The organism is Neisseria benedictiae (genome assembly GCF_958267435.1).
GTDB lineage: Bacteria > Pseudomonadota > Gammaproteobacteria > Burkholderiales > Neisseriaceae > Neisseria > Neisseria bergeri.
Window position 1 is genome coordinate 20740 of the sequence record NZ_CATQFV010000068.1, and the last position, 12759, is coordinate 33498.

The 12759-nt window shown below is 56.2% G+C and carries 9 protein-coding genes and 1 pseudogene; 6 read left to right on the top strand and 4 right to left on the bottom strand.

Annotated features, from left to right (window positions below):
- Positions 1 to 10 precede the first annotated feature (10 nt).
- The 6 genes and pseudogenes from Q3O12_RS08660 to radA all read left to right on the top strand — a co-directional run bounded on the left by Q3O12_RS08660 (position 11) and on the right by radA (position 6619).
- A pseudogene (locus Q3O12_RS08660) lies at positions 11 to 791 on the top strand (uroporphyrinogen-III synthase).
- Complete coding sequence (locus Q3O12_RS08665; RefSeq protein ID WP_162817104.1) at positions 778 to 2139, top strand: uroporphyrinogen-III C-methyltransferase; 1362 nt, start codon at positions 778 to 780, stop codon at positions 2137 to 2139. Before Q3O12_RS08660 ends, Q3O12_RS08665 begins: the two are co-directional and overlap by 14 nt.
- Complete coding sequence (locus tag Q3O12_RS08670; RefSeq protein ID WP_301670100.1) at positions 2136 to 3359, top strand: heme biosynthesis protein HemY; 1224 nt, start codon at positions 2136 to 2138, stop codon at positions 3357 to 3359. Before Q3O12_RS08665 ends, Q3O12_RS08670 begins: the two co-directional genes overlap by 4 nt.
- 32 nt (positions 3360 to 3391) lie before the next feature.
- Positions 3392 to 3832: a hypothetical protein gene (locus Q3O12_RS08675; RefSeq protein WP_118787014.1), complete on the top strand. Its 441-nt coding sequence runs from the start codon at positions 3392 to 3394 to the stop codon at positions 3830 to 3832.
- Positions 3833 to 3985: 153 nt separating this feature from the next.
- Positions 3986 to 5050 (top strand): uroporphyrinogen decarboxylase, encoded by a 1065-nt coding sequence (hemE, locus tag Q3O12_RS08680; RefSeq protein WP_118813993.1) that lies wholly within the window; start codon positions 3986 to 3988, stop codon positions 5048 to 5050.
- A 189-nt stretch (positions 5051 to 5239) separates the two neighbouring features.
- A complete protein-coding gene (radA, locus tag Q3O12_RS08685) occupies positions 5240 to 6619 on the top strand; it encodes a DNA repair protein RadA (protein ID WP_301670102.1) in 1380 nt (459 codons plus the stop codon).
- 270 nt (positions 6620 to 6889) lie between these two features.
- On the opposite strand, the gene Q3O12_RS08690 is transcribed toward radA, so the two are convergent.
- The 4 genes from Q3O12_RS08690 to Q3O12_RS08705 form a co-directional block, all read right to left on the bottom strand.
- Positions 6890 to 7369 (bottom strand): DUF302 domain-containing protein, encoded by a 480-nt coding sequence (locus tag Q3O12_RS08690; RefSeq protein WP_301670161.1) that lies wholly within the window; start codon positions 7367 to 7369, stop codon positions 6890 to 6892.
- 124 nt (positions 7370 to 7493) lie between these two features.
- Entirely contained in the window at positions 7494 to 7853 is a 360-nt protein-coding gene (locus tag Q3O12_RS08695; RefSeq protein ID WP_115177693.1) for a rhodanese-like domain-containing protein, read from the bottom strand.
- Positions 7854 to 7891: 38 nt separating this feature from the next.
- Positions 7892 to 11506, bottom strand: a complete 3615-nt coding sequence (gene recB / locus Q3O12_RS08700; RefSeq protein ID WP_301670103.1) for an exodeoxyribonuclease V subunit beta — start codon at positions 11504 to 11506, stop codon at positions 7892 to 7894.
- 78 nt (positions 11507 to 11584) lie between these two features.
- Entirely contained in the window at positions 11585 to 12493 is a 909-nt protein-coding gene (locus tag Q3O12_RS08705) for a Dyp-type peroxidase (RefSeq protein ID WP_301670104.1), read from the bottom strand.
- Between the last annotated feature and the right edge of the window lie 266 nt (positions 12494 to 12759).

A 12759-nucleotide genomic window follows, 5' to 3' on the forward strand; every position in this document is an offset into this window, starting at 1 on the left:
GGATAAGGCGATGGAAACAGCGAAACCCATTATGCTGATTGTCCGTCCGTCCGCCAGGGCCGCAGAAGATGTCGAAACCTGCCTGAATGCCGGTTGGCGCGCGGAAGTATTGAGCCCGGTCGAAATCGAAGCAGATGCTGCCGGACTGGAACTTTTGTCCGAACAATATGCCCGCGCCGATGCGGTATTTTGGGTCAGTCCGACCGCAATCGAAACCGCCGTCCCGCACCTTGACCTTTCAGACGGCATAAAGATACACATTGCCGTAGGGCAGGGCAGCCGCCGCGCATTGGAACGCTGTTTGGGCAGAACGGTCATCGCGCCGGATGACGGAAACGACAGCGAGGCGGTTTTGCGCCTGCCGGTTTGGGACGGCCTGCCGGAAGGCGCGCGCGTATTGTTTGTGCGCGGACACGGCGGGCGCGATTTCCTTATGGGGCGGCTTCGGGAAAAGGGTTTGCAAACCGAATTGGCCGAAGTGTATTTCAGACGGCATAAACCTTTGAACTTTCAAAATTTCCAAGCCGAAAATATTACTGCCGCCTATATTACGTCCGCAGAACTCGCGCGCTCGCTGTTTGCACAGCTTCCGCCGCAATTTTCCCGATTCTTCAAATCCTTGTTATACTTTACCCATCATCCGCGCATTGCGGAGGCATTGAAGCGCGAAGGCGCGGAGGCGGTGGAAACCGTCCCTTCACTGGAAGCCGCGCTGTCCCATTTCCGTTTCAGACGGTATGACTTTCCCCAAACACCCAATCGATAAGGAGCAAAACGGTGGGCGAACCTGAAAACAAATCATCCGAACCCGTCAGCGGGGCGGCGGCGCAAAAAGAAATGCCGTCTGAAACCTCTTTACCGGACAAAAAGTCCGAATCCGAGGCGCAAACCGGCAATGTGCGTACGGGTTACGCGCAGGATGCCCGCCCATTCGTCGTCAAACAGGCCGGCGGCAACGCCCTGGCAATCTGCGCCCTGGTATTGGCGGCCTTGGGTTTGGGTGCGGGCGGATTTTTGTTCGTACAAGGGCAGAATGTCCTGAAAAACCAAGAATTGGCGTTCAACCAGAAAATCGACAAAGCCGCCTTGGGCGAGTCGGAAAACGCCGCGCTGCTGAAAGACGGCATCAACCGCCAAGCGGCGATGCAGTCCGAACTCGACCGTTTGGGGGACAATGTCAAAACCAACGCCGAACAGATTTCGACGGCGCAAAAAGCCTACCGCGAACTGACCAAAGGACGCGCCGACTGGCTGGCGGACGAAGCCGAGGCGATGCTCGATATGGCGGCGCAGCAGCTGGTGCTGACGGGCAACATACAGGCAGCCGTCGGCGTGTTGGAGCATATCGACAGCCGACTGTCCCGTTTCGATCAGGCGGAGCTGCTGCCGATCAAACAGGCGGTCGGCAGCGATTTGGCAGAATTGAAAAACCGCCCCTACGCCGATATTTCCGGCACGGCATTGCGCCTCGACAGGCTGGAAGCCGCCGTATCCGGGCTGCCGCTGATCCTTGAAGGCGTATTGAAGCCCGGCGTGCAGGCAAAAAACGAAGCGCCCGCCTCATCTTGGTGGCAGGACGCTTGGGGGAAATCCCTCGAAGCATTGAAAGGGCTGGTCGAAATCCGCCGCTTGAATAACAACGATGCGATGCTGATTTCTCCCGAACAGGCATATTTTGTGCGTGAAAACCTGCGCCTGCGCCTTTTGGGTGCGCGAACCGCACTGATGCAGCGCAACAGCGAAATCTATCAGGGCGATTTGAGCAGCGCCGAAGCCGCCGTCAGACAGTATTTCGATGCCAAATCGCCCGCCACGCAGTCGTGGCTGAAAGAATTGGCGGAATTGAAGGCGTTGGATGTCCGGGTGTCGGCAGACGACGGTTTGAAAGCCAGCCTGAACGCCGTCCGCGCCTACCTCGACGGCGCGCGTGCGGCAACGGCGGAAAATCAGGGGGCTGTGCAGGATGCCTCCGAACCGGCAAATGGGAAAACAGTATCGGAACCGGCCGGCACGCCCGATGCGAAGGCCATAGAAGCACCGTCCCTGCCTTCGGAAGGCAAGCCGGAGCAGCCGGCGAAGAAACAACACGCCCCGGAAAAAGCGGCGCGTTCGCCATCCGTTAAAGGGGAACGCGCATGAAAACGGTAGTCTGGATTGTCGTACTGTTTGCCGCTGCCGTCGGGCTGGCATTGGCTTCGGGCATTTATACCGGCGATGTGTTCGTCGTCGTCGGACAGACTATGCTCAGAATCAACCTGCACGCCTTTGTGCTGGGGCTGCTGATTGCCGTTGCGGCTTGGTATTTCCTGTTCAAATTCATTATCGGCGTACTCAATATCCCCGAAAAGCTGCGGCGTTCCGGTTCGGCGCGGAAAGGACGCAAGGCCGCGCTTGCCTTGAACAAGGCGGGTTTGGCGTATTTTGAAGGGCGTTTTGAAAAGGCGGAACTCGAAGCTTCGCGCGTGTTGGGCAACAAAGAGGCGGGCGACAACCGTACTTTGGCATTGATGCTGGGCGCACACGCCGCCGGACAGATGGAAAATACCGAATTGCGCGACCGCTACCTTGCCGAAATCGCCAAACTGCCGGAAAAACAGCAGCTTTCCCGCTACCTGCTGCTGGCGGAATCGGCGTTGAACCGGCGCGATTACGAAGCGGCGGAGGCCAATCTGCACGCGGCAGCCAAAATGAATGCCGGCCTGACGCGTCTCGTGCGCCTGCAATTGCGCTACGCCTTCGACAGGGGCGATGTGCCGCAGGTGTTGGCAAAAACCGAAAAACTTTCCAAGGCGGGCGCGTTGGGCAAATCGGAAATGGAACGGTATCAAAATTGGGCCTACCGCCGGCTGTTGGCGGACGCTGCCGATGCCGCCGCTTTGAAAACCTGTCTGAAACGGATTCCCGACAGCCTTAAAAACGGAGAATTGAGCGTATCGGTTGCGGAAAAATACCGGCGTTTGGGGCTGTATGCCGATGCGGTCAAATGGGTCAGGCAGCATTATCCGCAAAACCGCCTCCCCGGGCTTTTGGAGGCATTTGTCGGAAGTGTGCGCTTTTTGGACGAACGCGGTCAGCAGAAAGCCATTGATTTGGCCGATGCTTGGCTTCAGGATCAGCCTAACAATGCCCTGCTTTTGATGTATCTCGGACAGCTTGCCTACGGCCGCAAACTTTGGGGCAAGGCAAAAGGCTACCTTGAAGCGAGCATTGCACTGAAGCCGAGTATTCCGGCGCGTCTGGTGTTGGCGAAAGTCTTTGACGAAACCGGAGAAACGCAGAAGGCGGAGGCGCAGCGCAACTTGGTTTTGGAAGCCGTCTCCGATGACGAACGCCACACAGCGTTAGAGCAGCATAGCTGATTTTGGGAAATATCTTTATCTGGGAGAATTTGATGGGACCTTCAGATTCCTTTAAGGAAAAGAAAAAAATATTTGAAATTGGAACGCCTGCTTATCGACAAAAGTTAATTGATGTTTGGAAAAAGAGCATTAATGGAAACGAAAAATCTTGGGTGCTCTTTGAAAATGGGACTTGCGTCATTTTACTTGAACCGGAAAAAGATCTGGAGAAACAAGCTAAAGAGATATTAAGCAAATGGGGCAAGGTTCAAATAGGAACACCATCTGCAGATTTTGGCATTATCACTTTAGATAGTGGCGATGGATATGCCGTTTCATGCCATCATCCTGAAATTTTTACGCTAATCCTAAAAGAAGAAGGATTGGATGAAGATTTCAAAATCGGTATCGAAGGGCGCTCTCATCGCGATTGTGATGCTGAAGAACCCAAAGTTATCCATATCGAAGATAAACGCACCATTGAAACCCCATGAAAACCTGCTGCCGTTTAATCATCTACTGATGATTACCTAGGCAAATGTGCCCGTCCCTCCCTTTTCAGACGACCTTTCATTGCGGAAACCGCCGCAAAGGTTGTCTGAAAACCGTTTTCCTTCTCCGTTTTACAAACAAACCGAAAGCCCCACATGACCTCTTTGAAAAACGACACTTTCCTCCGCGCCCTGCTCAAACAGCCCGTCGAATACACGCCGATTTGGATGATGCGCCAGGCGGGGCGTTATCTGCCCGAATATAAAGCCACACGCGCGAAAGCGGGCAGCTTTCTTGATTTGTGCAAAAACACCGAATTGGCGACCGAAGTCACCATCCAGCCTTTGGAACGCTTCGATTTGGACGCGGCGATTTTGTTCTCCGACATCCTGACCGTCCCCGACGCAATGGGCTTGGGGCTGTATTTTGCCGAAGGCGAGGGCCCGAAATTCGAACGCGCCTTGCAACACGAAGCCGATATCGCCAAGCTGCACGTTCCCGATATGGGAAAACTGCAATACGTTTTCGACGCGGTAACTTCCATCCGCAAAGCATTGGACGGCCGCGTACCGCTTATCGGCTTCTCCGGCAGCCCGTTTACGCTCGCCTGCTACATGGTCGAAGGCGGCGGCAGCAAAGAATTTCGCACCATCAAAACCATGATGTACTCGCGCCCCGATTTGCTGCATAAAATCCTCGACACCAACGCCCAAGCCGTTACCGCCTATCTCAACGCCCAAATCGACGCGGGCGCGCAGGCTGTGCAGATTTTCGACACTTGGGGCGGCGTGTTGAGCGATGCGGCGTTTAAAGAGTTCAGCCTCAAATACATCCGCCAAATCGTTGCCGGACTGAAACGCGAAAGCGAAAGCAGGCGCGTGCCTGTTATCGTGTTTGCCAAAGGCGGCGGACTCTGGCTGGAAAGTATGGCCCAAATCAGCGCAGACGCATTGGGCTTGGACTGGACGTGCAACATCGGCGAAGCACGCCGCCGTGTCGGCGATCAAGTCGCCCTGCAAGGTAACTTCGATCCGTCCGCCCTCTTCGGTACGCCGGAATCCATCCGCACCGAAGCCGCACGCATCCTCGCCGACTACGGACAAGGCAGCGGCCATGTCTTCAACCTCGGACACGGCATCAACCAACACGCTGACCCCGAACACGCCAAAATCTTAGTCGACACCGTACACGAGCTGTCGCGGCAGTATCACGGCAGGTAAGCCGGCAGGAAACTGCCTGATATGCCGTCTGAAAGCCGAGGGATGGCAGGTTAGGGTAAAAATAAGGCAATGCGGCAATATCCGCCGTGTACGGATAGTACATGACGGCGGAGGCGTTGTCGCATTGGCGTAATTTCAACCGTCCTTATTTTCAGACGGCATTTTTGTTTTCAGATGCAGGGAAAACCGATGGCAAAAACGCTTAAAACCCTTTACCAATGCACCGGATGCGGCGGCACTTCCCCGAAATGGCAGGGCAAATGCCCGCATTGCGGCGAGTGGAACACGCTTCAGGAAAGCTTAGCCGCGCCCGAACCGAAAAACGCCCGTTTCCAATCTTGGGCGGCGGACACTTCGACCGTCCAATCCCTCTCCGCCGTTACTGCGACCGAAGTGCCGCGCAATCCGACCGGTATGGGCGAACTCGACCGCGTATTGGGCGGCGGTTTGGTCGATGGTGCGGTCATCCTGCTCGGCGGCGACCCCGGCATCGGCAAATCCACGCTGCTGTTGCAGACCATCGCCAAAATGGCGCAAAGCCGCAAAGTGCTGTACGTTTCCGGCGAGGAATCCGCCCAGCAGGTCGCCCTGCGCGCGCAACGTTTGGAACTGCCGACCGACGGCGTAAACCTTCTTGCCGAAATCCGCATGGAAGCGATTCAGACGGCCTTGAAACAGCATCAGCCCGAGGTCGTCGTCATCGACTCCATCCAAACCATGTATTCCGACCAAATCACGTCCGCCCCCGGCTCCGTGTCGCAGGTGCGCGAATGCGCCGCCCAACTGACGCGTATGGCGAAACAGATGGGCACCGCTATGATATTGGTCGGACACGTGACCAAAGACGGCGCGATTGCCGGCCCGCGCGTGTTGGAGCATATGGTTGATACCGTGCTGTATTTCGAGGGCGACCAGCATTCCAACTACCGAATGATACGCGCCATCAAAAACCGTTTCGGCGCGGCAAACGAATTGGGTGTGTTCGCGATGACCGAAAACGGTTTGAAAGGCGTGTCCAACCCGTCCGCCATTTTCCTCGCCAGCTACCGCGACGACACGCCCGGCTCGTGCGTTTTGGTTACACAGGAAGGCAGCCGTCCGCTTTTGGTCGAAATTCAGGCATTGGTCGATGACGCGCACGGCTTTACGCCCAAACGTCTCACCGTCGGACTGGAACAAAACCGCCTCGCGATGCTGCTTGCCGTATTAAACCGACACGGCGGCATCGCCTGTTTCGATCAGGATGTGTTCCTCAACGCCGTCGGCGGCGTGAAAATCGGCGAACCGGCGGCGGATTTGGCGGTTATCCTCGCGATGCTTTCCAGCTTCCGCAACCGCCCTATGCCTGAAAAAACCGTGGTTTTCGGCGAAATCGGCTTAAGCGGCGAAGTCCGCCCCGTCGCGCGCGGACAAGAGCGGCTCAAAGAAGCGGAAAAACTCGGCTTCAAACGCGCCATCGTCCCCAAAGCCAATATGCCGCGCAACGCCAAAGAGTTTCCGAACCTGAAAATCTACGGCGTTTCGAGTTTGCAGGAAGCCATCGATATTTGCCGCGACAGCAGGGAATAAACGGAAATGCCGTCTGAAGGTTCAGACGGCATTTGGTTTGTGGCGGATTGAAACAAGAAGGCATACCGGCGACAGATAAGATTTGCGGCAAAGTTGCCTGTGATATGGCAAAAACACACACGCCCGTCATCCCCGCGAAGGCGGGAATCCGGAATCGTCCGTTTTGGCAATGATTGAAAATCACGGTAACCCAACCGATTGGATTCCCGACTTCGTGGGAATGAGGGGCGTGTGCATTTGATTTCCATCCGCCATATGTCGGCGACGGGCTTATTCGCCTACGGTTTTTTGTATCAGTTTTTCGGCGTTTGCCAAAGTGTTTGCCACTTCGTCAAAACCGATGCGGCTGTCGGCAATCAGGGCGCGCGTATCGGTATAGACGGCGCGTACTTTGCCGTCTGTTTCGGTAACGAGGACGCGCAGGGGCAGTTGCAGGGCGAAGGCGGGGTCTTTGACCATCAGCGGCGTACCGGCTTTGGGCGTGCCGAAGATGATGACTTTTGCCGGCTGCATCGTTAAGCCGTTTCGGCGGGCGGCTTCCTGATGGTCGATGACGGCAAAAATGTTCATCCCTTTGCTTTTTATGGCGGTTTCAAGGCGGCTGACGGTTTCGTCAAAACTGTATTTTGAGGTGAGGGTATGCGTGGTCATAGCGGTTTCGTTTTGGGTGGACGGTTTGACGGCAGGATGTGCTGAAGCGGTTGAAATGCAGAGTGCGGATGCGGCAATCAGGGGGAGTATGTGTTTCATCATTGTTCCTTATCGGTTTGTTTATCAGGCTTCGGACGGGGCGGCACGCGCCGCGCCCGATGTTGCGCCGCGTGCCGGAGTGCTGTATGCCGTCTGAAAGCCTGTCCTTTCAGACGGCATTGTGTCATTTCATCCCTTTTTTGAGCAGGTCTTCATAACTGCCGTGATTGGCAACATTTGTATAACCTGCTTTTTTCAGTTCTTGAAGGGCAGCTTCGGCACGCCGTCCGCTGCGGCAGTAGAGGTTGACCGGCGTGTCTTTGTCGGGCGCGGCTTCGTGTATGCGGCGGACGATTTGGTCGACGGGGATGTTGACCGCGTTGTGCAAATGACCTTCGCTAAATTCCTGTTCGCTGCGGACATCGATCCAAACGGCTGAATGTTGCGTGGTTTGGGCGGCGGATAGGGGTTTTTGCGGGGCTGCCTGCGTGGCAAAGGCGGCTGAGGCAATGAGTGCGGCGGTAATCAGGTGTTTGATATTCATAGGGTTCTCCTGCGGTTGTTGTCTTAAGGGACGGGAAGTTATTTTATCTGTTCCAAAGCGGCGGCATCTATGTCCCAACGCCAAACGCCGCCGCCTTTGCCGTCTGTGCCGCGCAAAAACAGGTAGCGGACGGAAACGGCGGCGGGCGGTTGTCCGCGCAGTTTGAAATAGCGCGCGGCGGCAACGGCGTAAATCAGTGCCTGAAGGTAATAGTGGTGGTGCGCGACGGCTTCATCCATCGCCTGTTGCGTGTAGGCGGATGCGTCCGCGCCGAGGTGGTTTGATTTGTAGTCGATGACGCAGATATTGCCGTCGGGGTCTTGGCAGACCATATCGACAAAGCCGTTTAAAAAGCCGTTGACGGTGTGGAAGTCGAGCGTTTCGGCGGCGGCACGGCAGACTTCGGGCAATCGGATATCGTCGCGGGCAAACCAGTCGCGCAGCCGTTTGAGGCCGAAGTCTTCGGTGTGGAGGGTAAAGCCCATTTCGGGACAGCGGCACTCGGGCGGGATGTCGGACAGGCAGTATGCCCCCGTCAGCGGCGTTTTGCGGCAGGCTTCCGCCATTTCGGCAACGGCGGGCAGCCATATTTCTTCAAAACCGTATTTTTTCAGCTTGTCGGCAATGAGGGTTTCCTGTCCGGCGGCTGCTTGTCCGAATTTGAAATCTTCAAGAATTTCGTGCAGGCACAGCCCCGCCTGCGTGCCTTTCGGAAAGTCGTGTATCGATATGCCGTCTGAAGCCGTCGGTGTTTCAGACGGCATAGTTGATTCTGCCGTTTCTGCAGGGTCTAGGGAAGGCTGCACCTCTTCTTCCCCATCGTCGGGCGTTTGGGTTTGGCGGCTTAAGGCGGTGAAGCTGGTGTGGCGGATGAAGCGGAAACCGCGCTTGGGAATGTCGGAGGCGGCAAATTCGGCGGTTTGACCGGCGTTGCCGCAATATACGGCAGGGGGTGGCGCATTTTCTGTGAAGGCGAAATCCGTGCCGGAAGGGGCGTTGTCCGCCACGCGCCGCCAGTTGTGTTTGAGCATCGCGATGCCGTCTTTTTCTCGGTCATAGGTTTGGCGGACGGTTTCGCGGCTGTCTTGGAGCGAGCCTTCGATCAGGTAGGCGAGGGGGTTGTCGGCGGTATCGGAAGAATAGGCGGCGTAGATGTTGAGCTGTTCCTCGGCACGCGTCAGCGCGACATAAAGCAGGCGCAGGCGTTCCGCCATTTCTTCGTCGGCGTATTGCTTCTGTTCGTCTTCCGACAGTTGCGCCTTTGCCAACAGTTCGGTTCGGTTTGCGCTTTGGTGGAGGATTTGCCAGTCAGACGGCCCGGTATCTTGCGCGTCCCACGCAAACGGACAGTACACCAGCGGATACTGCAAACCTTTCGAGGCGTGCATGGTAACGATTTTGACCAAATCTTCGTCGCTTTCCAAACGGATGGCGCGGTTGTCGCCGCCGTTGTTGCCGGCCAGGCTGATTTGGTCGCGCAGCCATTTGTGCAGCGCGGCGGGGTTGCGGTTTTGCGTGTCTTCGGCGGCAAGCAGTTCGAGCAGTTGGAAATAATTGGTCAGGCTGCGCCCGTTGTTCCGGCTTAAAAGGCGCGTTTCGATGCCGTGTGTTTGGGAAAACTGCTGCATGGCGGCGAAAATGCCGTATTTTTGCCATATGTCGAGTGCGGTTCGGGCAGATTCCGCCCAATGCAAAATCTCGCTTTCGTTTTGGTTGAAGTCGTGCAATTGCTGCGCGTCATAACCGAATATGTTGCTTGTCAGGACAAAGCGCAGCGTTCCGGCGCGGCGCGGTTCGAGCCAGAAGCCGATGAGTGCGGACAGGGCGGCGGCTTCGGGCGAGGCGAACACGGATTCGCGCGAAAGCAGGACGCTTTGCACCTGCCGTTTTTTCAGTGCGGCGGAAACCATCACCGCCTCGTTGTGCGTGCGTACCAGAACGGCAATATCGCCCGACTGCAGCGGGCGGCCTTTGAAATTCAGACGGCCTCCGGCGGCTTCGTTGAGCGTGTGGGCGATTTCGTCGGCGCAATAGTCGGCGGCACGGCGGCGCAAAACGTCTTTGTTGGCTTTTTCATTGTCGTTTTCGTGCAGCCAACGGAGCTGTACGGCAGGACGTTTGGGCGACAACCTGCTTTCGGCACGCGCCGCACCGACTTCCGAATAGCCGATGTTTTCCAAAACGAACGGACGTTCTTTGAGGCGGAACAGCGCGCCGATGCTGCCGATAAGCGCGGCGTGGCTGCGGTAGTTGGTGGCGAGCGTGTAGCGGTGCTGCGCGTCTTCCGCCGCCTGAAGATAGGCGTAAATATCCGCACCGCGAAAGCTGTAAATCGCCTGTTTTGGGTCGCCGACCAGAAACAGCGGGCGGTTTTGGGCGATGAAAATCTTTTGGAAGATTTCGTATTGCAGCGGGTCGGTGTCTTGGAACTCGTCGATCAGTGCGGTTTCCCAGTTTTCGGCAACGGCGCGGGCGAGGGTTTCGGCGTGCGGATTGTCGGTCAGCGCGGTGTGGACATCGAGCAGCAGGTCGTCGAAACCGCGTTCGCGGCGGGTTTTCTTCATCTCGGCAAGGCTGCGGTTGAGGTATCCGATTAAATCCAGTTGCAGCCGGATCATTGTTGCTTCTTCCGCTTCTTCGAGTGCGTTCAAATCGCGCCCGAAGTCTGCCAGTTTCTGCAATTCGGCAAATACTGCCGCATCGGGCGTTTTGCCTTTTTTGAGGGCGGCTTCGAGTTTGTCGGATGAGAGTTTCAAGAGCCGTTCGTGCAGCTTTGCCTCCAAAAAGGGCAAATCCGGCGACAGGGCTTTTTGTTCCAACGCGTCAAACAGTTCGGCAAAACTGTTTTTCCGATACGAATTGCCGTTTAAAAGGGGGTGGATGCGCCAAAAAGTTTCTTTTAATTCAGCTAGATTTCCGCAAATGTTTTGCCAGCTTGCCAAAGCGGCATCCCGGGCTTGCGGCAAATTGGTTTGCGGAAAGCGGAAATTCAGGTACGGGCGGGACAGGTAGGCGCGGATTTGGGCAAGGACAGTTTGCGGCACAGCCTTGCGTTTAAACGCCAATGCGGCAAGCTGGGGGTCGTTGCTGACGCGTTCGCGCCAAAAATCTTGCGCCGGGACAAGCAGGCGGTCGCCGTCTTCTTCGGCCAGTTCGACATCGAACGGTGCTTGGCACAGGAAGGCGTAGTCGCGCAGGATACGTTGGCAGAAGCCGTGTATGGTATAGATGGCGGCGTTGTCGAATTGCCCGATGGCGGCTTTGAGGCGGACAATCAGACGCGTCCGGCTTTCTTTTTGCAAAGCCTGTTCCAAGAGTGCGGGCAGGAAGGTGTCGCCTTTGTGGTGTTCGGCACAATAGGCGGCGATGCCGTCTGAAAGCGTGTCGTCTCCAAGTTTGGCAATTTCTTTGCTTTCTAAAACCTGTAACACATCGTCCAAACGCGCGCGCAGGCGTGTTTTCAGCTCGGCGGTGGCGGCTTTGGTGAAGGTTACGACCAATACGCGTTCGACGCTTTTTTGTTCCAATACGATCAAACGTGTAAACAGGGCGGCGATGCCGTAGGTTTTGCCGGTGCCGGCAGAGGCTTCAATCAGGTTGGTGCCGGCAATGGGGACGGCCAGCGGGTCAAATGCTTGGATGCTTGCAGACATGGGGCATATGGGAAAACGGTTGGATGGTAAAACAGGAAAATGCCGTCTGAAAAAGGGTTTCAGACGGCATGGTCCGCATCAGAGGTTTTGCAGGCGTTCGAGGGACGGGGCGTAGTAGTATCCGCCCGAAACGGCGGCGGAGAGGTGCCGGAGCAGCAGGTCGGTTTTGCCGTCCGTATCGCCGAACATACTCAATAATTGCGCTTCGATATTGTGCAGCGTGCGGCAGTATGCGGTAAACATCAAACCGTGTTCACCGCTGATTTTGCCGAAGGGCAGGCTGCGGCGGACGATTTTCAGGCCGACTCCGTTTTCTTTCAGGTTGACGCGGCCGAGGTGCGAATCGGGCAGGCGGACATCGCGGCTGAATTCGTCGTCGGTTTCCTTGCTGCGTCCGACCGAGGCCTCCTGTTCGGCGACGGGGACGGCATCCCATTTTTTCAAATCGTGCAGGTATTTTTGCAGCAGTACATAGCTGCCGCCCGCATCGGGCAGCCCTTCGGGGATGATGGCGACTTCGCGGATTTTTTCATCGCCCTGCGGGTTTTCCGTGCCGTCGACGAAACCGTCCAGCCCGCGATCCTGATACAGGCGCAAACCGTGTTCTTCGGAAGCGACGCATATGCTGTCGCCGAATGCGCCCAAAACGGATTGGGCAAGCGCGTAGGCGGCGCTTTGCCGGAGGGATTGGATGTGGATGTAGAGGTCGTGTTGCGTGGACGGTGCAAGCCCGTTACCCATTTCGGGAAACGGTTTGATTTCCCGACCTTCTTCCGGGTGTCCGAATGTTGCCCATGCTTTGCTGCCGAAAGCTATCGTCAAGCCTAAAATGTCGTCCGGAAAGCGGGCTTTCAAGGCAGTTAACGCGTCAAGCGAAACACGGCAGGCGGTTTTGATATCGTCGGTGCGGTTGGCGGCGATGTCGGCTTCGATAAAGATGCCGGCTTGGGCGTGGTCGGGAATGATGGCTGATTGGGGCGTATTCATGATGTTCCTCTGTGGTCTCATGTGTTTTATGGGTGGGATTATAGCACTGAATCGGCAGTCGGATTTTGACAGAATCGGCAAGCAGGCATCTGATGTTTGCGTATCGCGCGGTGTTTTATTTACGGTTTGGGTTCTGCCTGATTCTCTTTCAGTTTCTTTAATTTTGGTTTGAGAAGGTTTCTGTTCGACTTTTTGTACTGTTGCAGGTTGCGCGGGTAGTTCGGACATGCCGTCTGAAAGCAAGGGAGATTCAGACGGCATGTCCG

Coding starts and splice junctions, on each gene's coding strand:
- radA (WP_301670102.1), top strand. CDS start 5,240: ATGGCAAAAACGCTTAAAACCCTTTACCAATGCACCGGATGCGGCGGC.
- Q3O12_RS08705 (WP_301670104.1), bottom strand. CDS start 12,493: ATGAATACGCCCCAATCAGCCATCATTCCCGACCACGCCCAAGCCGGC.
- Q3O12_RS08695 (WP_115177693.1), bottom strand. CDS start 7,853: ATGAATATCAAACACCTGATTACCGCCGCACTCATTGCCTCAGCCGCC.
- Q3O12_RS08675 (WP_118787014.1), top strand. CDS start 3,392: ATGGGACCTTCAGATTCCTTTAAGGAAAAGAAAAAAATATTTGAAATT.
- recB (WP_301670103.1), bottom strand. CDS start 11,506: ATGTCTGCAAGCATCCAAGCATTTGACCCGCTGGCCGTCCCCATTGCC.
- hemE (WP_118813993.1), top strand. CDS start 3,986: ATGACCTCTTTGAAAAACGACACTTTCCTCCGCGCCCTGCTCAAACAG.
- Q3O12_RS08670 (WP_301670100.1), top strand. CDS start 2,136: ATGAAAACGGTAGTCTGGATTGTCGTACTGTTTGCCGCTGCCGTCGGG.
- Q3O12_RS08690 (WP_301670161.1), bottom strand. CDS start 7,369: ATGAAACACATACTCCCCCTGATTGCCGCATCCGCACTCTGCATTTCA.